The following is a 24,259-nucleotide window of genomic DNA, read 5'->3' as shown; positions in this document are numbered from 1 at the left end:
CGGACAAAACACCGCAAGGCGCCGCCACCAGCTGCACGCGACCCTCTTTTTTGCACGTTCGCCTCGCGCTCGTCCGTAGGATTCCGGTGAAACCAGGGTGTGCAGGTTACGTCGGGGAGACCTACTCCCGCAAAGCAGGGACGACCAGGAACGGAATCATTCCGAGGATCACGCTCGCAAGTGCGAAGACAAGCAGGAGATCGTAGCCGTGCGTGGCATCGTGGATCAGGCCGCCGCTCCATGAACCGAAGGCCGAGCCGAGGCCGCTGCCGATCGAGATCGTGCCGAAGATGGTGCCGACGCGTTTGCCGCGAAAGATCTTCATGGCGGTGGCGCTGATCAGCGGCCCGCGGGAGCCCATCATGCTGCCGAAGCAGACGACGAAACCGGTGAGCAGAATGACGTTCGGATAGTACTGCAGCAGCCAGAGCAGAACGATGCCGAGAATCGAGATCGCGTAGCTGAGCAGCACCGACGGCCGCCGTCCGATCAGGCCGTCGAGCGCGGAGACGCCGAGCATGCCGAACACCAGCACGATTCCGGAGAAGCCCCAGGCGGTCGCAGCCTGGAGCGGCGGAAAGCCGGCGTCGATCAGATAGGCCACGATCTGCGCCGCGATCGAATACATGCCGACCGCGGTGAAGAAGAAGGTCGAGAACAGCGCCCAGAATGCGTGGTGGCGCATCGCGCTCGCGAGCGTCCAGCCGCTGTCGACGAAGTCAGGATCGCTCTTCTTGGCGACGTGCGGCGAGCCGGCCGCGAACATGCGCCAGGGAAGCAGCAGCAGCGGCGCCAGCAGCCCGAGCGCTGCAAAGCCGAACAGCTGGTAGGTCTCGCGCCAGCCGAGATGATCGATCAGAAGCTGCGAGGCCGGCAGCAAGGCCAGCACGCCGCCGCCCATCGCCGAATAGACCACCGCCATGGCGGTCGGCAGCTTTGGTCCGAACCAGCGACCGAGCAGGATCGAGTTCGGCACATTGCCGATGAAGCCAACGCCGATGCCGACGCAGATGCCGATCGAAAGCTGGAATTGCCAGAGCGCGTGCGCATGGCTCGCGATCAGAAAGGCCGAACCGAGCAGGAGTAAGCCGAGCGCATAGACGAGGCGTGGCCCGGAATGATCGAACAGGCGCCCGACCAAGGGGGCGGTCAGCCCGCTGACGAGCCAGGTGAGGGAGTAGATCGAGACGGCCTGGGCGCGGTCCCAGCCCAGGCTTTCCGAGATCGGCTTGAGGAAGACCGTGAAGCTCTCGCTCAAGCCCCGGCCAAGAACAGCCAGCGTGAAGCAGAGGCCGAGCACGACGAGTGCGGTGCGCACCGCGTCCCGCCGGGCGCCTCCGACCCTTTCCCTGCCCGTTTCCGCTGTCGTTTCCGCTTTCGTTTCCTTGGGCCTGTCCTGTTTCATTGCCGTCAGGGAGCGCGCATCCGTGCGCCCTGACAAGCAGTGAAAAGCTCATACGCCTATGCAGGCTTGAGTAGCACGTGCTTCTTCTTGCCAAAGGACAGTTTGATCACGCCTTCCGGCGTCAGGTGGCCTGCCGACAGCGCCATCTTCTCGTCGGTGACGGGCGCGTCGTTGACGCGCAGGCCGCCGCCTTTGATCTGGCGCCTCGCTTCGCCGTTGGAGCCGACGAGGCCAGCCTTGACGAAGGCGTTGAGCACGCCGAGGCCGGCGTCGAGTTCGCCGCGCGGAATTTCCACGGTCGGCAGGCTCTCGGCAAGCGCGCCTTCCTCGAAGGTGCGGCGCGCGGTCTCGGCGGCTTCGTTCGCGACGTCGCGGCCGTGCAGCAGCGCGGTCGCTTCGGTTGCGAGCACCTTCTTGGCCTCGTTGATCTCCGAGCCGCCGAGCGCCTCGAGCTTCCTGATCTCGGCCATCGGCAGTGTCGTGAACAGTTTCAGGAACTTGCCGACGTCGGCGTCCTCGGTGTTGCGCCAGTATTGCCAGAAGTCGTAAGGGCTGAACTGGTCGGCGTTGAGCCATACCGCGCCTTGCGCGGTCTTGCCCATCTTGGCGCCCGAGGCGGTCGTCAGCAGCGGCGTCGTCAGCGCGAACAGCTGGTGGGTGCCCATGCGGCGGCCGAGATCGACGCCCATGATGATGTTGCCCCATTGGTCCGAGCCGCCCATCTGGAGGCGGCAGCCGGTGCGCTTGGCCAGCTCGACGAAGTCGTAGGCCTGGCAGACCATGTAGTTGAACTCGATGAAGCTCATCTCCTGCTCGCGCTCGAGGCGCAGCCGCACGGAATCCATGGTCAGCATGCGATTGACCGAGAAGTGCCGGCCGACGTCGCGCAGCATCTCGATCCAGTTCAGCTTGGTCAGCCATTCCGCATTGTCGAGCATGACCGCGTCGCTCTTGCCCTCGCCGTAGCGCAGCACCTTGGCGAACACGCCGCGGATCGATTCCTTGTTGGCCTCGATCTCGGCGATGGTGCGCATCGCGCGCGTCTCGTCTTTGCCGGAGGGATCGCCCACCATGGTGGTGCCGCCGCCCATCAGCGTAATCGGCTTGTTGCCGGACTGCTGCAGCCAGTGCAGCATCATCATGGTCAGGTAATTGCCGATGTGCAGCGAGCGGGCGGTGCAATCGTAGCCGACATAGGTGGTTGCCTCGCCCTTGGCGGCGAGCGCGTCCAGCCCCTCGAAATCGGAGCATTGGTGGATGAATCCACGTTCCTGCAGGGTGTTGAGGAAATCCGATTTAAATGCAGTCATCTGTCGGCGTGCCTGACAATTCTTGGTTTACCGTTTTGGGGGCAATTTAAGGGCCTTCCGCGGGAACCCGGTTGGCCGCCCGCCACTTGGCGCGTTGGCATTATAAGATGTGCCCCTCTGGCACAAGATCGGCATGCCAGCGCGGGTCTCTTGAGGATGCTGGTCCATGATGTTGACGGCACTCGGTTTGATGAGCGGCACCTCGCTGGACGGGGTGGATGTCGCGCTGATCGAGACCGACGGAAAACAGGTGAAGGCGTTCGGACCGTCCGGTTACCGGCCCTACGGCCCGGCCGAGCGCAACCTGCTGCGCCAGGCGCTGAGCGAGGCCGTGCATCTGCAGCAGCGCGACGCCCGCCCGGGCAGTCTGGGCGATGCCGAGCGTGCGGTGACGCAGGCCCATGCCGAAGCGGTCGCGGCCTTCCTCGCCCAGAATCGGATGAGGGCGGAGGATGTCGACATTGTCGGCTTCCACGGCCAGACCGTGCTGCACCGGCCCGAGAGGCGGCTGACGGTGCAGATCGGCGACGGGCCGGCGCTGGCAAGGGCCATCCATATACCCGTGATGCACGACTTCCGCGCCGCCGACGTCGAGGCCGGCGGGCAGGGCGCCCCGCTCGTGCCGGTTTACCACCGCGCGCTCGCCCATTCGCTGGAGCGCGAAGGCCCAATCGTCGTGGTCAATATCGGCGGCGTCTCCAACATCACCTATATCGACGGCAACGATGCGTTGATTGCCTGCGACACCGGGCCCGGCAACGCGTTGTTGGACGATTTCATGTACCGCACCATGAACCAGGCGTTCGATGCCGAAGGAAAGTTTGCCGCGCTCGGGAAGGTCGACGAGGCCTGGATCGCGCGGGCGCTGGAGCTGCCGTTCTTCGCAAGTCCGCCGCCGAAATCGCTCGACCGCAACGATTTCGCGGCCCTGCGGCTCGGCGACGTGCTGCCGGCCGACGGCGCAGCGACGCTGACCGCCTTCACGGCCGCCGCGATCGCCCGCATCTTTCCGCTGTTGCCGCGGCGGCCGCGCAGCTGGATCGTTTGCGGCGGCGGCGCGCGCAACCTCACCATGCTGCGGATGCTGCGGGAGCGGGTGGGCTCGGCCAGTGTCGAGGCCGCCGAAACGCTCGGCTGGGCCTCCGACGCCATCGAGGCCCAGGCCTTCGGCTTTCTCGCCGTCCGCGGCATGAAGGGGCTGCCGCTGTCTTATCCCGCGACCACGGGCGTGCCGATGCCGATGACCGGCGGGGTAATCGCGCGACCGTGACGATCACGCTCGGTTGATGCAATTGCATTGATCTTGACGAGTGGATGCAGATGCATCTATATTGGATGCAATTGCATCTAACCGTCGGGATCGTTGCCATGACATCGTCGCTTAATACGCCCGCTTCACTGAAACTGATCAGCCACAAGCTTTGTCCCTACGTGCAGCGCGCCGTGATTGCGCTGAGGGAGAAGGGCGTACCGTTCGAGCGGATCGACATCGACCTCGCCCACAAGCCGGACTGGTTTCTAAAACTCTCGCCGCTCGGCAAAGTGCCGGTGCTGGTGGTGACGACGGAGCAGGGCGAGGTCGCGCTGTTCGAGAGCAACGTGATTTGCGAATACATCGAGGAAACCCAAGGCGGCGCGAAGCTGCATCCGGTCGACGCGCTGAAGCGCGCCGAGCACCGCGCCTGGATGGAGTTCGGCTCGGCGATCCTCGGCGACCTCTGGGGCTTGGAAACCACGACCGATCCGGCGATCTTCGAGAGCAAGCGCCAGGCACTCGCGGCAAAATTCGCGCGGGTCGAGGCCGCGCTCGGCGCGGGCCCGTACTTCGCCGGCGAGGCGTTCAGTCTGGTCGATGCGGTGTTCGCACCTGTCTTCCGTTACTTCGATCTGTTCGACGAACTGACCGCGCACGGCATTTTCAACGACGTGCCGAAGGTGCGCGCCTGGCGCGCCGAGCTCGCAAAGCGCCCGAGCGTGCGCAGCGCGGTCGGGGCGGATTATCCGCAATTGTTGCGCGCCTTCCTCGTTCGTCACGACGCGCACCTGCTCAAGCTCGCGGCCTGAGCGCACGTCGATGTCGTCGTCTGTCGCCTGGCTCATGCTGGTGATCGCGGGCCTGCTCGACGTCGGCTGGGCGATCACCATGAAATATGCCGAAGGCTACACGCGCGTCGGCTGGAGCATCGCCTCGCTCGTGCTGCTCGCTGCCTTCGTATTCCTGCTTGGGCGCGCCTTGAAGGTGCTCGAAGTCGGCGTCGCCTATTCGGTGTGGACCGGCATTGGCGCGGCCGGCACGTTCCTGATGGGCGTGGTGCTGTTCGGCGAGACCTTGAGCGCGATGAAGCTTGCCGGCATCGCGCTCGTCTTGATGGGGATTGTCGCGCTTAAGCTCGCTTGAGCCGCGAATTCAGCCCGTAGCCCGGATGGAGCGAAGCGCAATCCGGGTCTTCTTCCGCGGATAGAATCTCCCGGATTTCGCGTCGCTCCATCCGGGCTACAGAGTTTTCAGCGCACGTTGGCGAGGCGCATGTCGAGATAGGCCGTGATGGTTTCCATCAGCGGCTCGAGCTTGGAGTCGAAGAAGTGGTTGGCGCCGGGGATGATCTGCTGATCGATCACGATGCCTTTCTGGGTCTTCAGCTTCTCGACCAGCGTGTTGACGTCCTTGGGCGGCACCACCGCATCCTTCTCGCCATGCACGATCAGGCCTGAGGACGGGCAGGGCGCGAGGAACGAGAAGTCGTAGAGGTTGGCCGGCGGCGCGATCGAGATGAAGCCCTCGACCTCGGGGCGGCGCATCAAGAGCTGCATGCCGATCCAGGCGCCGAAGGAGAAGCCGGCGACCCAGCAGGCGCGCGCCTCGGGATTGATGGTCTGCGCCCAATCGAGCGCGGCGGCCGCATCGGACAATTCGCCGGTGCCGTGGTCGAACGCGCCTTGGCTGCGGCCGACGCCGCGGAAGTTGAAGCGCAGCACCGAGAAGCCGCGATGAGCGAAGGCGTAGTAGCACTGGTACACGATCTGATGGTTCATCGTGCCGTGGAACTGCGGATGCGGATGCAGGATCATCGCGATCGGCGCGTTCTTCTGCTTGGCCGGGTGATAGCGGCCCTCGAGGCGGCCGGCGGGGCCGGTGAAAATGACTTCAGGCATCGATGATCTCTGATCTAAGTCCCTTGAAGGTGATCCCTGCGCAATCGTCCGATTGGGGCCCTCGCAGCGTTGCCACCGACGAGAGCACGGATGAAGGGTGGTGAGGCGCGCCCTCGGATGATGCGCGAGTGGCGCGCAGGTGAACTGACGCGCGCTTCTAACACAAGGCCAGGGTCAAAAAGCAAGCTTCTTCGACATCTCTCAATCAGCTCAAGAGCTTAGCCAGTCATTGCATTGTCATCTCTGGCTTGCCTGCCGCGACCTGGACCTGCCTGAATCAACCGAAGCACGGCAAGAGCCGGCCGTCCTGCCGAAGGGTGCTATCCAACTTATTGAAATCACGATTGTTTAGGGGGCGCCTGGGGCGATTCCCGCTGGCGCGGTTCGGCTTCCCAGCGATGCGACCGCCGGCCGGTAGCGCCGGCTGCCGCCGAGCGTCTGGCCGTTGTCGAAGGCGAGCTCGAAATCCCCTGATGGCTTGAGGTCCACGCCGCGCACCCGGTCGAGATTGGCGAGCTTGGTCCGGTGGACGCGAACGATGGAAAAGCGCGCCAGCTCGCTTTCCGCCGCTGCCAGCGTGCCCCGTATGAGGTGCTGGGTGCCGTCGGCGAGGCTATATTCGATGTAATTGCCGGCTGACGCGACCCAGAGGATATCGCGCGGCACCACGCGAATGCGGCTGGTGCCGTCGCGCAGCCAGATCAGATCGGGGGACGATGGCTGCTTCGGGGTGGGCGGCGCCGACGATGCGACTGCCGCGCTCTTCAGCTCACGCCGGCTTTCGAGCAGCCAGATCGTGGCGGCGATCAGAACAAAGGCCACGGCGTCTTTGCGGAATTCATACAGGACCGTCGCGAGCGAGAAACGGAAATCATAGGCGCCGCCGGCGAGCCAGAGCGCGAGCTTCCGCACCCAGACCATGCCGGTGATGTGGAGGGTGGAGAAGCCGAGCAGGGCGATCGCCCCGATGGCCGCCTGGGCGGCGAGGCCGGCTGTCCGGCGCATGCGGCGGACCGCCAAAACCAGGATCGGCAGCAACAGCAGGATGACGGCGATGCTCGACATCTCCCAGAACAACCGCCGGCCGATGTCGTAGCTGTCGCCGCGCCAGGCCGCGTCCTGGGCGAACGAAAACGCATTGACGATTCCGATCACGAGCGCGACGGCCGCAATCGCTGCCAACATCATCCGATCGCCGCTGCTGATCCCGAAATAGCCGCGACTCGTCCCAGCTGCCGGCGGCTCATCCCCTCGTGTCCGATTCTGATCCCAAACCGGCTCGACGCGCGCCGCAGGCGGAGCATTTTCGGTGTCAGCCATTTTCGTCAGTCCTGGCCCCGAAACCGCGTTTGTCGTCCCGTCAAGGAGCAGAATACCATGACAACACCACAGCAATCCCAAAGCTCTGAAAGGCGTATCGACCTGGACTGGGTGCGGATTTTAGCCTTCGCGCTGCTCATCTTCTACCACGTCGGCATGCTCTACGTGTCCTGGGGATTTCACATCAAGAGCACGCACCGGCTGACGTGGCTGGAACCGGTGATGCTCTTCCTCAACCCATGGCGGCTGTCGCTTCTGTTCCTGGTGTCTGGGGTTGCCACCCGCTTCATGCTCGGCAAGTCCAGCCTCGCCTCGCTTGCCGGTGCGCGATCGGCGCGGCTCCTGATCCCGCTCATTTTCGGCATGCTCGTGATCGTGCCGCCGCAGGCCTATCTCCAGATCGTCGAAAGCCTCGGCTATCCCGCCGGCTTCTTCGATTTCTACGCCAGGCACTACTTCGCCTTCGGCGCGCAATTCTGTCCGAAGCCGTGCATCGTGTTGCCGACCTGGAACCACCTCTGGTTCGTGGTCTATCTGTGGGTCTACACCATGGCGTTGATCGGCGTGCTCGCGTTATGGCCGGCCGGCGCTGACTGGCTTGGCCGAAAGCTGGCTCGTGCGCTTACCGGCCCATGGCTCCTGATCGCGCCCTGCCTGCTGTATGCGGCCTGGCGCCTGGTGCTGTTCCCGGCTTTCCCGTCGACACACGCGCTGTTTGGCGACTGGTACAACCACGCGGACCACGCCACGGCCTTCCTGATCGGCTTCCTGCTCGCCAAGCAAGAGGGGATCTGGCGCGAACTCGAACGCCTGCGCTGGGCGGCCCTACTGGCGGCCGCCGCCTGCTTCGCTGGCTTCATCCTGGTACGCGCCGGCCTGTTTGCGCCGTCGCCCATGCTGAAGTGGTTCGCCGCCTCGGCCTATGGCTGTTATCAATGGCTCGCGATCGCCGTCGTGCTGGGCTTTGCGCGGCGCACCTTCACAGCCGACAGCCCGGCGCGGCGCTATCTCACCGACGCGATCTTCCCGTACTACATCGTGCATCAGACCGCGATCATCGTGATTGCGCATCAATTGCACGACAGCGGGCTGTCGGCTGGAATCGAAGCGTCCATTGTCATCGTCGGGACTGCGCTCACATGTGTGGCGACCTATGAGATCGTCCGGCGCGTTGCCTGGCTGCGGCCGCTGTTCGGGTTGCGCGCGGTGCCGCCAAGTGTTGCGAGGACGGAGCAGCAGCCGGCCTGACGAGCGCACGCCCTCCGATTGGCCGGACGACAAAAGGTGCTAAGAGGGCCAGATGCCGAACCGTGTCTATCTCGATTGGAATGCGACCACGCCGCTGCGCCCCGAGGCGCGGGTGGCGATGGTCGCGGCCTTCGACCTGGTCGGTAATCCATCCTCGGTCCATGCCGAGGGGCGGGAGGCGCGGCGGCTGGTCGAAGAGGCGCGCGCGACACTTGCGGCCGCGGTGGGGGCGCAGCCGCGCAACGTCGTCTTCACCTCCGCTGGAACCGAGGCCAATGCGCTGGCGCTCTCGCCGGGTTTGCGGGGCCCCTCCGGCGCACCTGTCGAGCGGCTGTTGGTCTCGGCGGTCGAGCACGCCTCGGTGCTGGCCGGCGGCCGGTTCCCGGCGGACAAGATCGGGCTGATCCAGGTCACGCGCTCCGGCGTGGTCGACCTCGATCATTTGAAGGCGCTGCTGAAGGGCGGCCCGCCAGCCCTGGTCTCGATCATGGCCGCCAACAACGAGACCGGCGCTCTTCAGCCCGTCACGGAGGCTGCAACCATCGTCCACGAGGCCGGCGGCCTGCTGCATGTCGACGCGATCCAGGCGCTTGGCAAAATACCGTTCGATATCAATTCAGTAGGCGCCGACCTTGCGACCTTTTCTGCGCACAAGATCGGCGGCCCCAAGGGGGTCGGCGCCCTGGCGATGGCCGATGGGATAAGCGGCCTTGAGCCGGTGCTGCGGGGCGGCGGACAGGAGTTCAGCCGCCGGGCCGGAACCGAGAACATTGCCGGGATCGCCGCCTTCGGCGCGGCGGTGAAGGCTGCGCTTCAGGCTCTGCCGGAAGATGTGAAGCGTATGGCAAGTCTCAGAGATCGCTTGGAAAATGGCGTCCGCCACGTTCCCGGCACGACAGTCTTTGCGAAAGACGTGGCACGGTTGCCGAATACCGTCCTTTTCACCGCACCAGGCCTCAAGGCCGAAACCGCCGTGATCGGCTTCGATCTGGAGGGCGTCGCGGTGTCTTCCGGCTCCGCCTGTTCCTCCGGTAAGGTCCAGCCGTCTCACGTCCTGTCGGCGATGGGCTATGATCCCGTGGTGGCCCAGGGAGCGGTGCGTCTCAGTCTGGGCTGGTCCACGGAACCGGCGGACATCAATAGGGCGTTAGAGGCTTGGCGAAAGCTTGGTAATACCCTACTTAAGGGTTGAGCGATGAAACACGGCTTGAACGGTTCTAAGCCCGTGCTTTCCGCAGAGAAATATCGTAATACTCGTTCGAGTTTGATCCACCGCGGTCCTTGAAACCGCGAGCGGAGGATGGAATGCCAGCCGTACAAGAGACGGTCGAGCGCGTGAAGCGCATCGACGTCGACCAGTATCGTTATGGGTTTGAGACCCTGATCGAATCCGAGAAGGCCCCCAAGGGGCTGTCGGAAGAGATCGTCAAATACATCTCGCGGAAGAAGAACGAACCCGACTGGATGCTCCAGTGGCGGCTCGAAGCCTATCGGCGCTGGCTGACCATGCAGGAGCCGACCTGGGCCCGCGTCGACTATCCCAAGATCGACTTCCAGGACCTCTATTACTACGCGGCGCCGAAGCCGAAGAAGACGGTCTCCTCGCTGGATGAGATCGATCCGGAGATCCTGAAGACCTACGAGAAGCTCGGCATCCCCTTGCGGGAAGTCGCCATGCTCGAAGGCGTCGAGCCCAAGCCCGGCGAGGAAGATCCGGCCCGCCGCAAGATCGCGGTCGATGCTGTCTTCGATTCGGTCTCGGTTGCGACCACGTTCAAGGCTGAGCTGAAGAAGGCCGGCGTGATCTTCATGCCGATCTCGGAAGCCATCCGCGAGCACCCCGAGCTGGTGCAGAAATATCTGGGCTCGGTGGTTCCGACCTCGGACAATTTCTATGCGACGCTGAACTCGGCGGTGTTCTCCGACGGCTCGTTTGTCTACGTGCCGCCGGGCGTGCGCTGCCCGATGGAGCTGTCGACCTATTTCCGCATCAATGAGCGCAACACCGGCCAGTTCGAGCGTACGCTGATCATCGCCGACAAGGGCTCCTACGTTTCCTATCTCGAAGGCTGCACCGCGCCGCAGCGCGACGAGAACCAGCTGCATGCCGCCGTGGTCGAGCTCGTCGCCCTCGACGACGCCGAGATCAAATATTCGACGGTGCAGAACTGGTATCCCGGCAATTCGGAAGGCAAGGGCGGCATCTACAATTTCGTCACCAAGCGTGGCGACTGCCGCGGCGCCAACTCGAAGATCTCCTGGACCCAGGTCGAGACCGGCTCCGCCATCACCTGGAAATACCCGAGCTGCATCCTGCGCGGTGACAATTCCCGCGGCGAGTTCTACTCGATCGCGATCTCGAACGGCTTCCAGCAGGTCGATAGCGGCACCAAGATGATCCATCTCGGCAAGAACACGTCGAGCCGGATCATCTCCAAGGGCATCGCCGCCGGCAAGTCGCAGAACACCTATCGCGGCCTCGTCACCGCGCACCGGAAAGCGACCGGCGCGCGCAACTTCACCGCCTGCGACTCGCTCCTGATCGGCGACAAATGCGGCGCGCACACCGTGCCGTACATCGAAGCCAAGAACTCGTCGGCGACGTTCGAGCACGAGGCGACGACCTCGAAGATCTCCGAGGACGTGCTGTTCTACTGCATCCAGCGCGGGCTCAGCCAGGAAGAAGCGGTCGGCCTCGTCGTCAACGGCTTCGTCAAGGACGTGCTGCAGCAGCTGCCGATGGAGTTCGCGGTGGAAGCGCAGAAGCTGATCTCGATCTCGCTCGAAGGGTCGGTCGGCTAGCTCGGACCTCGTCCTGAAGAGGCCGCGCAAGCGGCCGCCTCGAAGGATGGATACCGGAAAGATTGGTGGCCTCAATCCTTCGAGACGCGCCTGCGGCGCTCCCTGGGATGAGGGGATAGATGGAAAAACATTATGGCTTTGCTTGAAGTGAAAGACCTCAAGGTTCGTGTCGAGGAGCGTGAGATCCTCCACGGGCTGACGCTGACCGTGAACGAGGGCGAGGTGCACGCGATCATGGGGCCGAACGGCTCCGGCAAGTCGACGCTCTCCCATGTCATCGCCGGCAAGCCCGGCTACGAGGTCACCGACGGCCAGATCCTGTTCAGGGGCGAGGACCTGCTGGAGATGGATCCCGACGAGCGTGCCGCCAAGGGCGTGTTCCTGGCGTTCCAATATCCGGTCGAGATCCCCGGCGTCACCACCATGAATTTCCTGCGCACGGCGCTGAACGCGCAGCGCAAGGCGCGCGGCGAGAGCGAGCTGATGGTGCCGGACTTCCTCAAGAAGGTCCGCGAAGTCTCGAAGTCGCTGAACATCCCGCAGGACATGCTCAAGCGCGGCGTCAATGTCGGCTTCTCCGGCGGCGAGAAGAAGCGCAACGAGGTGCTGCAGATGGCGCTGTTCGAGCCCAGCCTGTGCATCCTCGACGAGATGGATTCCGGCCTCGACATCGACGCCCTGCGCATCGCGGCCGACGGCGTCAACGCACTGCGCTCGCCGGGGCGCGCGATGGTCGTCATCACCCATTATCAGCGGCTGCTGAACTACATCGTGCCCGACGTCGTGCACGTGATGTCCAGGGGCCGCGTCGTGAAGAGCGGCGGCAAGGAATTGGCGCTGGAGCTGGAAGCCTCCGGCTACGCCCAGTTCGAGGATGCCGCGTAAGGAATTTTAAGATGAACGTTGCTGTGGCAAAGACCGGGAGCGGCCGCGCGGTGAGCGATCTCTTCGCCAGCGCCGAAGGCCGCCTGCCGGGTTCGCCTGACGTGATGGCGGCGCGCCGCGAGGCGTTCGAGACCTATGAGCGTCTCGGTCTGCCGCACCGCCGGATCGAGGAATGGAAATACACCGACCTGCGCGCGCTGGTCGGCGAGGTGCTGCCGCTGGCGGCCGTGCCCGATGCGACCGCGCTGAAGCGCGCCGCGGACGCGGTCAAGGCGCATGCCATCGCGGGCGCCCGCAAGCTGGTGCTGGTCGACGGCGTGTTCGCGGCTGAGCTTTCAGACGTGAAGGCGCTTGCGTCCGAGGTCGGCTTCAAGACTCTGCGCGAGACGCTGGATAAGGATGCCGGTCTCCTCAAGACCGCGTCCACCGATGCCGTGATCGCGGTCAACGCGGCGCTGGCGACCGACGGCGTGGTGCTGTCGATCGCGGATGGAACGCAGCTCTCTGCGCCGATCCAGATCATCCATGTTGCGACCGCCGCATCGGCCTCGGCTTTCACCCGCTCGCAGGTGGCGATCGGGAAGGGCGCCCGCGCCACCATCATCGAGAGCTTCGTCGCCGCCGGCGCTGCGGCCTACCAGGTCAACGACGCCGTTATGATCTCGGTCGGCGACGACGCCGACGTCGCGCATATCCGCCTGATGGACGATGCCGCCGATGCGGTGAACATCACCTCGCAGTTCGTTACCGTCGGCGCCAACACCAAGCTGAACGTCTTCAACATGACCAGCGGCGCTGCGGTCAGCCGCTTGCAGGGCTTCATTACGCTGGCGGGCGAGGGCAGCCAGCTCTCGGTCAACGGCGTCAACCTGTTGAAGAAGACCGAGCACGGCGACACCACGCTGGTGGTCGACCATGCCGTGCCGAACTGCGTCAGCCGCGAGATCTTCCGTGCGGTGATCGACGACCGCGCCCATTCGGTGTTCCAGGGCCGCATCATCGTCCGTCCCGACGCGCAGAAGACCGACGGCAAGATGATGACGCGCGCGCTGCTGCTCTCGGACGAGGCCGAGGCCGACAACAAGCCCGAACTCGAGATTTTTGCCGACGACGTCTCCTGCGGCCACGGCGCCACCGCCGGCGCGCTCGACGACAGTCTGCTGTTCTACCTGAAGGCCCGTGGCCTGCCGGAGAAGCAGGCCCAGGCGCTGCTGATCCAGGCCTTCGTCGGCGAGGCGATCGAGCAGATCGCCGATGATACTTTGCGCGAGCACGTCATCGGCATCGCCGAGCGCTGGCTGGAGCGGCGGTCATGAGCACGCATCCGGCGGTCAAGAACGGCGCCTATGACGTTGCGCGCGTGCGCCAGGATTTCCCGGCGCTCGCCATGCAGGTCTACGGCAAGCCGCTGGTCTATCTCGACAACGCCGCCTCGGCACAGAAGCCGAGCGCTGTGCTCGACCGCATGACGCAGGCCTATAGGTCCGAATACGCCAATGTGCATCGCGGCCTGCACTACCTCGCCAATGCCGCTACCGAAGCCTATGAGGGCGGCCGCACCAAGGTGGCGCAGTTCATCAACGCGGCGCGCACCGAGGAAGTCATTTTCACCCGCAACGCGACCGAGGCGATCAACTTGGTCGCGTCTTCGTGGGGCGCCCCCAATATCGGGGAAGGCGACGAGATCGTCATCTCGATCATGGAGCACCATTCCAACATCGTGCCGTGGCACTTCCTGCGGGAACGGCAGGGCGCGGTGATCAAATGGGCGCCGGTCGACGACGAGGGTAATTTCCTCATCGACGAGTTCGAGAAGCTGCTGACGCCGAAGACCAAGCTGGTCGCGATCACGCAGATGTCGAACGCGCTCGGCACCATCGTGCCGGTCAAGGACGTCGTCAGGATCGCCCACGCCCGCGGCATTCCGGTAATGGTCGACGGCAGCCAGGGCGCCGTGCATCTGCCGGTCGACGTCCAGGACCTCGGCTGCGACTTCTACGTCTTCACCGGTCACAAGGTCTATGGTCCGACCGGCATCGGCGTGCTCTGGGCCAAGTACGACCACCTCGTCGCGATGCGCCCCTTCAACGGCGGCGGCGAGATGATCCGCGAGGTCTCGCGCGACGTCGTCACCTACGGCGATCCCCCGCACAAGTTCGAGGCGGGCACGCCGGCGATCGTCGAGGCCGTCGGCCTTGGCGCCGCCATCGACTACGTCAACTCGATCGGCAAGGAACGCATCGCCGCCTACGAGGCGGACCTCACCGCCTACGCCCAGGAGCGCCTGCGCGAGATCAACTCGCTGCGGCTGATCGGCACGGCGCGGGGCAAGGGCCCCGTGATCTCCTTCGAGCTCAAGGGCGCGCACGCCCACGATGTCGCCACCGTGATCGACCGCCAGGGCATCGCGGTGCGCGCCGGCACCCATTGCGTCATGCCGCTTTTAGAGCGGTTCAACGTGACGGCGACATGCCGGGCCTCGTTCGGCATGTATAATACGCGGGAAGAAGTCGATCATCTGGCACAGGCGCTGCTGAAGGCGCGGGATTTGTTTGCATGAGTGACACGGCCGAAATCAAAGCCAATCCGATGGAGACCCATTCGGCATTGCCGCCGGAGGAGACCGAGCGGCTGACCCGCGAGATCATCGCCGGGCTCAAGACCGTGTTCGACCCGGAAATCCCCGCCGACATCTACGAGCTCGGCCTGATCTACAAGGTCGAGATCAAGGACGACCGTTCCGTGGACGTGCAGATGACGCTGACGACGCCGAACTGTCCGGCCGCCGGCGAGCTGCCGACCATGGTCGAGAACGCGGTCGCGAGCGTGCCCGGCGTCGGCGTGGTCGACGTCAAGGTCGTCTGGGAGCCGCCGTGGTCGCCGGAACGCATGAGCGACGAGGCCCGCCTCGTGCTGAACATGTGGTGACGCCCTCGGGCCGCATTGAATTCGCTCCGCAACGGACCACATAGACAACATGACCCAGATTTCGTCAGGCTCGACACCAGCATCCACTCCGAAGCCGCGGCGCCCGCGCCCGCAGGTGATGCGGCTGACGGATGCCGCCGCCCAGCGCATCACCGAGCTGACCCAGCGTGCGGACTCGGAGATCGTGGGCTTGCGCGTCGGCGTGAAGAACGGCGGCTGCGCCGGTCAGTCCTACACGGTCGAATACGCCCACGACATCCGCCCGACCGACGAAGTCGTCGAGGACAAAGGCGTCAAGATCCTGGTCGATCCCAAGGCCGTGCTGTTCCTGCTCGGCACCGAGATGGACTACAAGGCCGACAAGATGCAGGCCCAGTTCGTCTTCAACAATCCCAACCAGGTCTCCGCCTGCGGCTGCGGCGAATCGGTCGAGCTGCGGCCGGCAAAGATCGACGGGTAGACTCTCCAGCGTCACTGCGAGGAGCCCGCGACAAAATTGCGAGCAATTTTGCGCTGGCGACAAAACAATACAACCTGCCTCCGCGGCGGAAGTCTGGATTGCTTCGCTTCGCTCGCAATGACGGAAATGCTATGAAGGCTCACTTGCTTGCGCAGGGAAGCCTCCGATGGATCGCGAATTCCTGATCGACCTGTTCGCCGATTTCGGCCCGGTCACCATCCGGAAAATGTTCTCCGGCTACGGCATCTCCGCCGACGGCGTCAATTTCGCGCTGTCGCTGCGCGCCGGCCTGTTTTTTCGCGCCGACGAGACGACCATTCCCAACTTCGAGGCCGAAGGCTCGAAGCCGTTCCAGTATTCGACCCGCGCCAAGACCGTGGTTGTGAATTCCTACTGGGAGCTGCCGGCGCGCCTGTTCGACGATTCCGCCGAGCTTGCGCAATGGGCGAGGGCGGCGCTCACTGCCGCCCAGCGCGCCAAGGTGAAGAAGCGACCGAAGGCGAAGAAGACGGCGGCGAAGAAGAAGGTTGCGCCGAAGAAGGGTGTGGCGAAGAAGGTTGCCGGGAAGGCGATGCGTAGGGTGGGTTAGCGCAGCGTAACCCACCACTTCATACATCTTGATAGACAAGAGGTGGGTTACGCTGCGCTAACCCACCCTACAGATGCGAGGATGAACGTCACGCCACCCGGCTGTGGCTCTCGATCGCGAATTCCGGATCGGCTTCGCAGATCACCCGGTTGCGGCCGTTGCGCTTGGCGGCGTAGAGGCAGGCGTCGGCGCGCTCGATCAGCGCGTCGGTGTCGTCGCCCTCCCTGAGCATGGAAACGCCGACGGAGATGGTGACGCGGCCGAGGAGCTCGCCGGTGGATTTCTTCTTCAATTCCTTCGCCATCACGGCGCGGCGAATGTGATCGGCCACCGTCAGCGCCTGGCGCAGCGCGGTGTTGGGGAGAACGACCGCGAATTCCTCGCCGCCGTAGCGCGCCGTGATGTCCTGGCCCTTGATGGTCTGCTTCAGCGAAAGGCCGACGAGCCGCAGCACCTGGTCGCCGGTGAGGTGGCCGTAGGAATCGTTGAACGACTTGAAGTGATCGATGTCGAACAGCAGCAGCGACAGCGGCTCGCCCGAGGCCAGCGCGCTCTGCACCGCCATGCCGATCATGCGGTCGAAATATTTGCGATTTCCCAGGCCCGTGAGCGGATCGGTCAGGCTTTCGGCGCGGATCGCCTCCAGACTCTGCTGGAGATTGCTGATCTCGTTCTTCGACAGCGTCAGCCGGTCTTCCAGCGCCTTGTTGGTCTCGCGCATCTCGCCGGTCGAGCGCAGCAGCGCCTCGACGATCGCCTTGACCTGGTCGCGGCTCTCGGCCGACGACAGTTTCTCGGTCGCATCCGACAGGCTGGTATCGTAGGCCCCGGTCATGCCGAGCGCCTCGCCCAACACCTTCACCACGTCGTCGATCTCGCCGACGACGCGCGCGCCGACCTTATCGATGCGGTCGGTGGTCTTGATGTGGGAGAGATAGGTTTCGTAGATCTGCTCGAGATCGGCCTCGGTCAGCTTGCCGCTGCGCGCCAGCGTCTCATTGATGATCTTGTTGAGCGGTGCGTTGTAGCCGGTGGCGTAGACGTACCAGATCTCGTAATTGCGGGGGATGGCGGTCTGTCGAAGCGATCGGATTTGACCGAGCGCCACCTCGGCGAACGCCAGCGTGCGTTCGTGTTCGTCGAGTACCTTGATCACTGAACATCCCCACGGCGGCCGACGCGCCATCGACCGCAGCAATCCTTAAATTATGTTCGTAGGCTAACGGACGATCGTGAACGCCCCGTAAATATACGTTCACGGGGGCATCCAAAAAATTGCAGATCAAGGATCTTCAACCGAAATCTGGCGCGCCAGCGCGCTTCAGGCGCCGGCGGGGGAGCGCACCGGCCGCAGAAGAAACGCCGGCAGATGCGAGTGATCGCCCGGCTCGCTGTCGATCTCGCGCTGGCGGCGCGGCTCGGGACGGCCGATCGAGGGCACATGCGACGAATTCGCTTGCGGGCGCACACCATTGCGCGGCTCGGATGATTGCCTGGCTTCGCGCGGAGGCCGTGCCTCGCGTGCCGGCCTCGCCTCGGGAGCCGCCCGTGCCTCGCCACGCGCCTCGCGCGGCTCGTGGCTGCGCTCGCGGTCATGACCGCGCCGCTCGCCGCGCTGCGGCTTGCCGCGTCCGCCGCGTGAACGCTCGCGGCCGCGCTGCTCGCGCGGACGCTCGCCTTGTTCGCCCGCTTCGGCGTGGACGTCATAGTCGCCTTCGGCGCGCGGAATGCTCTGGCCGATCAGCTTCTCGATCGCCGCCATCGACTTCTGGTCGAGCGGTGTCACGATCGAGATCGCGGTGCCGGTTCGGCCGGCGCGGCCGGTGCGGCCGATGCGGTGGACGTAATCGTCGGCGTGGTGGGGAACGTCGAAATTGAAGACGTGGCTGACCTCGGGAATGTCGAGGCCGCGGGCGGCGACGTCGGAGGCGACGAGGAGGGGCAGTTCACCCTTGCGGAACTGGTCGAGCGCGGCCATGCGGGCCGGCTGGTCCATGTCGCCATGCAGGGCACCGACGCTGAAGCCGTGCTTCTGCAGCGATTTGTGAACGATCGCGACCTCGCGCTTGCGATTGCAGAAGATGATCGCGTTCTTGAGGTCCTTGGCCTCGCGTAGCAAACGGCGGAGCAATTCGCGCTTCTCGTGCGCCTCGCGGCCGGCGGGCACCTGGGCTTGCGTAACGGTGACGGCGGTCGTGGCGGGCTTGGAGACCTCGACCTTCTGCGGATTGTGCAGGAAGGCTTCGGTGATGCGCCGGATTTCCGGCGGCATGGTCGCGGTGAAGAACAGGGTCTGCCGCGTGAAGGGAACGAGCTTGCAGATGCGCTCGATGTCGGGGATGAAGCCCATGTCCAGCATGCGGTCGGCTTCGTCGATGACGAGCAGTTCGACGCCGGTGAGCAACAGGCCGCCGCGCTCGGTATGGTCGAGCAGCCGGCCGGGGGTGGCGATCAGCACGTCGACGCCGCGCATCAGCTTGGCATCCTGGTCGCCGAAGGAGACGCCGCCGATCAGGAGGGCGACGTTGAGCTTCTGGCCGGCGCCGTAGCGATCGAAGTTTTCCTTCACCTGGGCCGCGAGCTCGCGGGTTGGCTCGAGGATCAGCGTGCGCGGCATGCGCGCCCGGGCGCGGCCCTTTTCGAGGATGGTGAGCATCGGCAGCACGAAGGCCGCGGTCTTGCCGGTGCCGGTCTGGGCGATGCCGAGCACGTCCTTGCGTGCGAGGACGTGGGGGATCGCCTGTTCCTGAATCGGGGTGGGGGTGGTGTAACCGGTGGCCGCCACTGCGGCGAGGACTTTTTCGGACAGTCCGAGATCTGAAAAGGACATTGAGCCTCTGGTCGAAACCGCCGTTCGGAATCGAGGGTAATAAGGCTGTCGCGTTCCACCCCGAAACGGCGCGCTCTCGAAGAAGCTGGGGGTGCTGACTCACGCGGACAAAGCGCAAGGCTCAGGAATCGCTCTTCGATCTGAGCCGCGTCGACCCGGAACATAGGCGGGAATTGGCCAAAGTCAATGGAGCGGGCGCGGGAAGAGCCTAAAAAGCCTGAGGTTTTTGCCCAAATCACGGGCGCGGCTGGGGTTTTCCCCCGAGCCCCCCTCCGTCTGGCCGCAACCAAGACAGCAGCTAACGGCCGTCCGTGCCCTTGGCCCGGAAATCACCTGGGGCCATGCCATAGGCGGCGTTGAACACCCGGTAATAGGTCGCCAGGCTCTCGAAGCCGCACGACGACGCGATGTCGGCGATCAGCCGTTCCGGCGCCTCGCGCAGCAGGCGGCGGCTCTGTTTCAGGCGCTCGTCGGTCACCGTCTGGGAAAAGCTCTTCTCTGCCATCTCGAACAGCATGTGCAGGTGACGAACGGAGACGCCGAGCAGGTCGGCCACCATGGCCGGCGCAAGATTGGGGTCCTGAAGGTGGCGCGCGATCAGCCGCTGGGACTGCGAGAGGCGGGCGGTCCGCAGTGCCTGCTGCCCCCGCCGGCTGCCGGGCCGCACGACGCCGCGCTCGATCAGCGCCAGATGGGCCAAAGCCTGAACCAAGGACGACTGGACGGCAGAGGCCGTATCGTCCGCGGCGATTTCGTTGAGATCGGCAAAGCAGGCCGCGAGCAGGGGCGCCAGGGCCGGATCGTTGAAGGTCCGGGGCGCTAGATCGCGCATGCGCTTGTCCTGCACCGGGATGTGGCTCACGGGGATCTTGAGGATCCGCAGGTGGAAGCCCCCGGTGCCCAGCGGGGCGGTGCGGTACGGCAGGTCGGTATGGCTGGTGGCGAAGCTGCCATTGGCAATGGCAAAGTCGCTTGCGCGCATGCCGCCGAACCAGCCGCCGCTGCCGAGCTGTTGGTAGACGCAGATCGCCTCACCCGGGGCATAGGCGATGTCCGACGCGCTGCGCTCGACCGCGTAGGGCGAGGCCTTCAGCTCGACGAGGCCGGCGCCGCCCAGCTTACGCAGCGAGAATTCGCCGAAGAAGTCCGCGCGCCGCTCGCGCGCGAGCTCGGCGGTGACACCGAACAACCCCTTGGCACGCACCTCGCGCCAATAGTCGAAGCGATCCTTCGGGTCGACCTCGTCCGTACACCAGTGCAACACGGCAGCCCCTCGCTTCCGGCGAAATTGTCCAAAAGGAAACAGATTCCAGCGGAATCGGCCATAGTCGGATCGTACAATCGGAGCCCCCGGGGTCCTTGAACCGTCGTCAGGTCTGGGCCGACTATCACACAGCGGCAGGGGGGGTCCCATGAACTGCCGTTCGAAGATCGGTGGCAGGGCCGGTTCTGCAACGGGAAATTTTGCGATGACGCGTCGGCTTTTCAGAATTCTGGCGGCCCTTGGCCTCGCGGTGGGCCTGAGCGGTTTCGCGGGGCCCGCCTGGGCCGCTAAGCGTGTCGCGCTCGTCGTCGGCAACAACGACTACAAGAACGTGCCGAAGCTGCTCAAGGCGGTCAACGACGCTCGCACCATGGGCGACACGCTGAAGCAGCTCGGCTTCTCGGTGATGGTCGCCGAAAACCAGAGCCGGCAGCAATTCTCCGAGACGCTGCTCGCCTTCGACAAGGCCATCGAGCCCGGCGACACCGCCTTCTTCTTCTATGCCGGCCACGGCTTCGAGATCGCGGGCCAGAACTATCTGCTGCCGACCGACGTGCCGGCTGCGACGGAAGGGCAGGAGGAGCTGGTGCGCGACGCCTCGATCCTGGCCGACCGCATCGTCGAGCGGCTGCAGAACAAGAAGGCGCGGACCTCGATCCTGGTGTTCGACGCCTGCCGCAACAATCCGTTCGAGCGCAAGGGCACCCGCGCGGTTGCCGGCGCCGGCGGGCTCGCGCCGATGACCCAGTTGCCGGAGGGCGTGTTCTCGGTGTTCTCCGCGGGTCCCCGCCAGACCGCGCTCGATCGGCTCTCCAATGACGACGCCAATCCAAACTCAGTGTTTACGCGCACCTTCGCCAAGGAGCTGCTCAAGCCCGGCGAGAATCTGGTGCAGGTGGCGCAGCGTACCCGCCGAGCCGTCAGCGAGCTCGCCGACAGCGTGAAGCACAGGCAGGTGCCGGTCTATTTCGACCAGATGGTCGACGATGTCTTCCTCAGCGGCCTCGCCAAGGACACCGCCGCGCGTTCGGACGATCCGCCGCCCACGAAGCTCGCGGCGCTACCGCCGGTGTCGGTGCCGCAGATGCCCAAGGAGGAGACCCTCAACGCGCCGATCGCGAGCTTCTCGCGTCACAATGGCGGCTGGAGCGTGACCTTCTCTTTCGCTGATCCGACGCTCGGCATTTCCTGGCGCATTGCCGGCACGGGCGATTTCCGCGAGACCGGGTTCATCGACACGCTCGATCCGCGCACCCGCAAGCGGATGCCGAACCCGTCGATCGAGCTGCCGCCGGATGCGCAGGCTGGCACGATCGAGGTCCGTTATGTCGATCAGTCCGGCGACATGCAGGGCCCGTTCCCGATCAGGTTCGATCCCGAGGCCGCGCTGATCCGCGACCAGCGCAAGATCCTCGACATGACCTCGACGAGCTGGCTGTCGTTCCGCGAGTTCAACGGGCTGCTCGTCTACTACACGCATCTCGTCTCCTACCGCTGCGCCATCCGCGAGGTGCGCATCGGCGTCGACAGCGCCGTGCCCAACCAGGTGCTGAAGATGCCGCCCTGCGACATGCGCGACCCCAGCGCGGTCAGCGCCGGCATGCCGCTCTACATGAAGCTCGCGCCAAGCACGAAATCCATCTCGGTGGAGCTGACCTATCGCGACGGCAGCGTGTCGGAGATCAAGAGCTTCAGGAGCGCGAACCGGAGTAATAATTGACGCGCTGTTCGATTGTGACGGGATGATCTTGCGCAGCGGCCGAACTTAAATCGGACAAGCCAAGGTGAAAGTGCTAGAGCCGGGAATGACAAAATTCCTTATTGTCGCGCTCCTGACGACGCTTCCGGTTCTGGCTCAAACGAATCCAGTTCCCACAGCCCCACCTCTCACCGATCGCGAACGCGTCCAGGCGGACCGCGCGAAGGCTGCCGAGGATGAGAAGGGGGCTCCGGCCACGCGACCATGGGATCGCGACGCCGATGGCAAGCGGCCGTGGGACCGCAAGTCGCCAAAGTCCTGAGACGCGAAGCTCGCTTCCCCCGCGGAAGGAACAACTCCTGCCGGGCTGGATTGTCTGCCAAACCAGGGAGACGATCCATGATCCGTAAATCCATCCTCGTCACGATCGCTTGTGCTGCGCTTTCGACGGCCGCCCTTGCTCAAGGAGGCGGTGGTGGCGGAGGCGGTGGTGGTGGCGCAGGCGGCGGTGGCGCAGGTGCGGGTGCCGCGGCAGGCACGGGGACCGGCGGAACCAGCGGCGGATCTGCGGCCTCATCGGGCGCGGGAATTGGAACGTCACCCAGCAGTGCCAATTCCGGGCCGTCGGCTCCCTCCGGCATGGGAACGCAGGGCACCACCACAGGCGCCAACATCAACACCAATAACAGCCCGACCAATCCCAATGTTCAAGCGCCGACTGCCGCCGGCAAGTCGCCAACGGCAGCTCAGGCCGAGCGAAACATGGGTGCCGGGCGTGCTCCGAATGGGGTGCCGATCGGCAGTCCGGGGTCCGGGACCAGCAGCGAGGATCAGAAATAGTCGAACGCGACCGTCACGGAAGGCCCGCACGAAGCGGGCCTTTCATTTGGCGCCGGTCTGCTGCTCCCAACCGGCATTGATCCAACTGCGCCCTGCATAATTAGGACTCTCTTTGACCTGAATCGCGCTAGTATCGGCGGACATCTCTTCATCGATACTCACCTCGCGGTTCGCGTCTGCAGTGACACCCAACCCACAATCTGACAGGACCATGAAAGTCCGCTGCTGCATCGTCGGCGGGGGACCTGCCGGCATGATGCTCGGCTACCTTCTGGGACGCGCCGGCATCGACGTCGTGGTGCTGGAGAAGCATGCGGATTTCTTCCGCGACTTCCGCGGCGATACCGTGCATCCGTCGACGCTTGAAGTGATGGATGAGCTCGGCCTGATCGACGGCTTCCTGAAGCTGCCGCACCAGCGCCTGCAAAAGATGGACGGCCTGTTCGGCGGCACGCCTGTGCGCATTGCCGATCTCAGCCGGCTCCATACCAAATACCCCTTCATCGCCTTCATGCCGCAATGGGACTTCTTGAATTTTCTGCGCGAGGCGGGCAGGCGCTTTGCCTCGCTCGAGGTGATGATGAGCACGGAGGCGATCGATCTGATCCGCCGCGGCGAGACGATCGCCGGCGTGCGGGCGAAGACGCCTGAGGGCATCATCGACATCGAGGCCGATCTCACCATCGCCTGCGACGGCCGGCATTCGACGGTGCGCGAGCGCGCCGGCCTTAGCGTCGAGGAGATCGGCGCGCCGATGGACGTGCTGTGGTTTCGCGCCGGCCGCACACCCGAAGAGACCGAGAACGTGTTCGCGCGGGTCGAGCCCGGCAAGATGATGATCACCTTCGACCGCGGCGATTATTGGCAGTGCGCTTATGTCATCGCCAAGGGACAGTACGATGCGGTGAAGGCGAGGGGACTTTCGGCGCTGCTCGACGACGTCGTGCGCATGGCGCCGATCCTCCGCTCCGGCATCGCCGAGGTGAAGAGCTTCGACGACGTCAAGCTGCTCACCGTCGCGATCAACCGTCTGACACGCTGGACGCAGCCGGGCCTGTTGTGCATCGGCGATGCCGCACATGCGATGTCGCCAATCGGCGGCGTCGGCGTCAATCTCGCCGTGCAGGATGCGGTTGCGACCGCGAACCTCCTGGCGGACAAGCTGCAGCATGGCTGCCCGTCCGAGCACGAGCTCGATGCCATCAGGCGCCGTCGCGCGTTCCCGGTGAAGATGACGCAAGCTATGCAGGTGGTCGTGCAGAACAACATCATCAGTGGCGCCTTGCAGGGCGGCGACCGGCCGCTGAAGGTGCCGCTGGTCGTGCGCCTCATCACCGCGCTGCCATGGCTCCAGGGCATTCCAGCGCGCCTGCTTGCGCTCGGCGTGCGGCCCGAGCACGTGCATTTGCGCGCCGCGCCGCAATCCTAGCGGAGGACTTCGGTAGGGATAACGCGGCGTGAATTCGCGCGCGATGCGTTGCACGCTTGCAACATCGCCATCGGATTCACGGCGCGATGCGGGCCCA

At 64.8% G+C, this 24,259-nt stretch carries 22 protein-coding genes; 15 read left to right on the top strand and 7 right to left on the bottom strand.

Annotation, left to right across the window (positions count from 1 at the left end; translation table 11 throughout):
* Positions 1-121: 121 nt before the first annotated feature.
* Together I6F37_RS07665 and tyrS are read right to left on the bottom strand one after the other, a co-directional pair.
* Entirely contained in the window at positions 122-1,405 is a 1,284-nt protein-coding gene (locus I6F37_RS07665; RefSeq protein WP_225150831.1) for an MFS transporter, read from the bottom strand.
* A gap of 56 nt (positions 1,406-1,461) precedes the next feature.
* On the bottom strand, positions 1,462-2,715 hold the full coding sequence (gene tyrS, locus I6F37_RS07660) for a tyrosine--tRNA ligase (RefSeq protein ID WP_225150830.1): 1,254 nt from the start codon (positions 2,713-2,715) through the stop codon (positions 1,462-1,464).
* Between the two features lie 166 nt (positions 2,716-2,881).
* Here tyrS and I6F37_RS07655 point away from each other — a divergent pair, with 166 nt between their 5' ends.
* From I6F37_RS07655 to I6F37_RS07645, 3 genes are all read left to right on the top strand, one after another.
* Complete coding sequence (locus tag I6F37_RS07655) at positions 2,882-3,985, top strand: anhydro-N-acetylmuramic acid kinase (RefSeq protein ID WP_225150828.1); 1,104 nt, start codon at positions 2,882-2,884, stop codon at positions 3,983-3,985.
* A 98-nt stretch (positions 3,986-4,083) separates the two neighbouring features.
* Positions 4,084-4,779, top strand: a complete 696-nt coding sequence (locus tag I6F37_RS07650; protein ID WP_225150826.1) for a glutathione S-transferase family protein — start codon at positions 4,084-4,086, stop codon at positions 4,777-4,779.
* A gap of 10 nt (positions 4,780-4,789) precedes the next feature.
* Complete coding sequence (locus I6F37_RS07645; protein ID WP_225150824.1) at positions 4,790-5,113, top strand: multidrug efflux SMR transporter; 324 nt, start codon at positions 4,790-4,792, stop codon at positions 5,111-5,113.
* A gap of 107 nt (positions 5,114-5,220) precedes the next feature.
* On the opposite strand, the gene I6F37_RS07640 is transcribed toward I6F37_RS07645, so the two are convergent.
* Positions 5,221-5,868, bottom strand: coding sequence for an alpha/beta hydrolase (locus I6F37_RS07640; protein ID WP_035999994.1), 648 nt, complete (start codon positions 5,866-5,868; stop codon positions 5,221-5,223).
* 348 nt (positions 5,869-6,216) lie between these two features.
* Positions 6,217-7,056 (bottom strand): LytTR family DNA-binding domain-containing protein, encoded by an 840-nt coding sequence (locus I6F37_RS07635; RefSeq protein ID WP_225150822.1) that lies wholly within the window; start codon positions 7,054-7,056, stop codon positions 6,217-6,219.
* A 189-nt stretch (positions 7,057-7,245) separates the two neighbouring features.
* Between I6F37_RS07635 and I6F37_RS07630 the strand changes: the two genes are divergently transcribed.
* The 9 genes from I6F37_RS07630 to I6F37_RS07590 all read left to right on the top strand — a co-directional run bounded on the left by I6F37_RS07630 (position 7,246) and on the right by I6F37_RS07590 (position 16,100).
* Positions 7,246-8,436: an acyltransferase family protein gene (locus I6F37_RS07630; protein ID WP_225150820.1), complete on the top strand. Its 1,191-nt coding sequence runs from the start codon at positions 7,246-7,248 to the stop codon at positions 8,434-8,436.
* Between the two features lie 52 nt (positions 8,437-8,488).
* The gene (locus I6F37_RS07625; protein WP_225150818.1) at positions 8,489-9,628 is read left to right on the top strand and encodes a cysteine desulfurase family protein; all 1,140 of its coding nucleotides are present in this window, start codon (positions 8,489-8,491) and stop codon (positions 9,626-9,628) included.
* 113 nt (positions 9,629-9,741) lie between these two features.
* The gene (gene sufB, locus I6F37_RS07620) at positions 9,742-11,238 is read left to right on the top strand and encodes a Fe-S cluster assembly protein SufB (RefSeq protein ID WP_225150816.1); all 1,497 of its coding nucleotides are present in this window, start codon (positions 9,742-9,744) and stop codon (positions 11,236-11,238) included.
* A gap of 132 nt (positions 11,239-11,370) precedes the next feature.
* Positions 11,371-12,123, top strand: a complete 753-nt coding sequence (sufC, locus tag I6F37_RS07615) for a Fe-S cluster assembly ATPase SufC (protein ID WP_035999976.1) — start codon at positions 11,371-11,373, stop codon at positions 12,121-12,123.
* Between the two features lie 11 nt (positions 12,124-12,134).
* Positions 12,135-13,439 (top strand): Fe-S cluster assembly protein SufD, encoded by a 1,305-nt coding sequence (gene sufD / locus I6F37_RS07610; protein WP_035999974.1) that lies wholly within the window; start codon positions 12,135-12,137, stop codon positions 13,437-13,439.
* Positions 13,436-14,683, top strand: a complete 1,248-nt coding sequence (locus I6F37_RS07605) for a cysteine desulfurase (RefSeq protein WP_035999971.1) — start codon at positions 13,436-13,438, stop codon at positions 14,681-14,683. The genes sufD and I6F37_RS07605 overlap by 4 nt, the downstream gene beginning before the upstream one ends.
* A complete protein-coding gene (locus I6F37_RS07600) occupies positions 14,680-15,051 on the top strand; it encodes an SUF system Fe-S cluster assembly protein (RefSeq protein WP_018641712.1) in 372 nt (123 codons plus the stop codon). The genes I6F37_RS07605 and I6F37_RS07600 overlap by 4 nt, the downstream gene beginning before the upstream one ends.
* Before the next feature lie 49 nt (positions 15,052-15,100).
* Complete coding sequence (locus I6F37_RS07595) at positions 15,101-15,511, top strand: iron-sulfur cluster assembly accessory protein (protein WP_074447904.1); 411 nt, start codon at positions 15,101-15,103, stop codon at positions 15,509-15,511.
* A gap of 166 nt (positions 15,512-15,677) precedes the next feature.
* Entirely contained in the window at positions 15,678-16,100 is a 423-nt protein-coding gene (locus tag I6F37_RS07590) for a TfoX/Sxy family protein (RefSeq protein WP_035999965.1), read from the top strand.
* Between the two features lie 88 nt (positions 16,101-16,188).
* On the opposite strand, the gene I6F37_RS07585 is transcribed toward I6F37_RS07590, so the two are convergent.
* The 3 genes from I6F37_RS07585 to I6F37_RS07575 form a co-directional block, all read right to left on the bottom strand.
* Complete coding sequence (locus I6F37_RS07585; protein WP_035999961.1) at positions 16,189-17,256, bottom strand: GGDEF domain-containing protein; 1,068 nt, start codon at positions 17,254-17,256, stop codon at positions 16,189-16,191.
* Between the two features lie 165 nt (positions 17,257-17,421).
* The gene (locus I6F37_RS07580; RefSeq protein WP_035999958.1) at positions 17,422-18,930 is read right to left on the bottom strand and encodes a DEAD/DEAH box helicase; all 1,509 of its coding nucleotides are present in this window, start codon (positions 18,928-18,930) and stop codon (positions 17,422-17,424) included.
* A 298-nt stretch (positions 18,931-19,228) separates the two neighbouring features.
* Complete coding sequence (locus I6F37_RS07575; RefSeq protein WP_085968757.1) at positions 19,229-20,194, bottom strand: helix-turn-helix domain-containing protein; 966 nt, start codon at positions 20,192-20,194, stop codon at positions 19,229-19,231.
* A 205-nt stretch (positions 20,195-20,399) separates the two neighbouring features.
* Here I6F37_RS07575 and I6F37_RS07570 point away from each other — a divergent pair, with 205 nt between their 5' ends.
* From I6F37_RS07570 to I6F37_RS07560, 3 genes are all read left to right on the top strand, one after another.
* The gene (locus I6F37_RS07570; RefSeq protein WP_035999953.1) at positions 20,400-21,914 is read left to right on the top strand and encodes a caspase family protein; all 1,515 of its coding nucleotides are present in this window, start codon (positions 20,400-20,402) and stop codon (positions 21,912-21,914) included.
* A gap of 378 nt (positions 21,915-22,292) precedes the next feature.
* Positions 22,293-22,733, top strand: a complete 441-nt coding sequence (locus tag I6F37_RS07565) for a hypothetical protein (RefSeq protein ID WP_157783962.1) — start codon at positions 22,293-22,295, stop codon at positions 22,731-22,733.
* A gap of 211 nt (positions 22,734-22,944) precedes the next feature.
* Positions 22,945-24,162, top strand: a complete 1,218-nt coding sequence (locus I6F37_RS07560) for an FAD-dependent oxidoreductase (protein ID WP_081494455.1) — start codon at positions 22,945-22,947, stop codon at positions 24,160-24,162.
* Positions 24,163-24,259 lie beyond the last annotated feature (97 nt).

Origin of the sequence: Bradyrhizobium sp. NBAIM08 (assembly GCF_020193935.1) — a bacterium.
In the GTDB taxonomy this organism is placed as follows: domain Bacteria; phylum Pseudomonadota; class Alphaproteobacteria; order Rhizobiales; family Xanthobacteraceae; genus Bradyrhizobium; species Bradyrhizobium yuanmingense.
Note: the sequence above shows the minus strand (reverse complement) of the source record. Positions and strands in the feature narration are given on the sequence as shown.

Bases quoted from the DNA above. Each gene is read 5' to 3' on its own strand.
- I6F37_RS07640 (WP_035999994.1), bottom strand. From the start codon at position 5,868: ATGCCTGAAGTCATTTTCACCGGCCCCGCCGGCCGCCTCGAGGGCCGC.
- I6F37_RS07655 (WP_225150828.1), top strand. From the start codon at position 2,882: ATGATGTTGACGGCACTCGGTTTGATGAGCGGCACCTCGCTGGACGGG.
- I6F37_RS07565 (WP_157783962.1), top strand. From the start codon at position 22,293: ATGATCCGTAAATCCATCCTCGTCACGATCGCTTGTGCTGCGCTTTCG.
- I6F37_RS07570 (WP_035999953.1), top strand. From the start codon at position 20,400: ATGACGCGTCGGCTTTTCAGAATTCTGGCGGCCCTTGGCCTCGCGGTG.
- I6F37_RS07625 (WP_225150818.1), top strand. From the start codon at position 8,489: ATGCCGAACCGTGTCTATCTCGATTGGAATGCGACCACGCCGCTGCGC.
- I6F37_RS07580 (WP_035999958.1), bottom strand. From the start codon at position 18,930: ATGTCCTTTTCAGATCTCGGACTGTCCGAAAAAGTCCTCGCCGCAGTG.
- tyrS (WP_225150830.1), bottom strand. From the start codon at position 2,715: ATGACTGCATTTAAATCGGATTTCCTCAACACCCTGCAGGAACGTGGA.
- I6F37_RS07595 (WP_074447904.1), top strand. From the start codon at position 15,101: ATGACCCAGATTTCGTCAGGCTCGACACCAGCATCCACTCCGAAGCCG.
- sufD (WP_035999974.1), top strand. From the start codon at position 12,135: ATGAACGTTGCTGTGGCAAAGACCGGGAGCGGCCGCGCGGTGAGCGAT.
- I6F37_RS07665 (WP_225150831.1), bottom strand. From the start codon at position 1,405: ATGAAACAGGACAGGCCCAAGGAAACGAAAGCGGAAACGACAGCGGAA.
- I6F37_RS07650 (WP_225150826.1), top strand. From the start codon at position 4,084: ATGACATCGTCGCTTAATACGCCCGCTTCACTGAAACTGATCAGCCAC.
- I6F37_RS07630 (WP_225150820.1), top strand. From the start codon at position 7,246: ATGACAACACCACAGCAATCCCAAAGCTCTGAAAGGCGTATCGACCTG.
- sufC (WP_035999976.1), top strand. From the start codon at position 11,371: ATGGCTTTGCTTGAAGTGAAAGACCTCAAGGTTCGTGTCGAGGAGCGT.
- I6F37_RS07600 (WP_018641712.1), top strand. From the start codon at position 14,680: ATGAGTGACACGGCCGAAATCAAAGCCAATCCGATGGAGACCCATTCG.
- I6F37_RS07605 (WP_035999971.1), top strand. From the start codon at position 13,436: ATGAGCACGCATCCGGCGGTCAAGAACGGCGCCTATGACGTTGCGCGC.
- I6F37_RS07560 (WP_081494455.1), top strand. From the start codon at position 22,945: ATGAAAGTCCGCTGCTGCATCGTCGGCGGGGGACCTGCCGGCATGATG.
- I6F37_RS07590 (WP_035999965.1), top strand. From the start codon at position 15,678: ATGGATCGCGAATTCCTGATCGACCTGTTCGCCGATTTCGGCCCGGTC.
- sufB (WP_225150816.1), top strand. From the start codon at position 9,742: ATGCCAGCCGTACAAGAGACGGTCGAGCGCGTGAAGCGCATCGACGTC.
- I6F37_RS07635 (WP_225150822.1), bottom strand. From the start codon at position 7,056: ATGATGTTGGCAGCGATTGCGGCCGTCGCGCTCGTGATCGGAATCGTC.
- I6F37_RS07645 (WP_225150824.1), top strand. From the start codon at position 4,790: ATGTCGTCGTCTGTCGCCTGGCTCATGCTGGTGATCGCGGGCCTGCTC.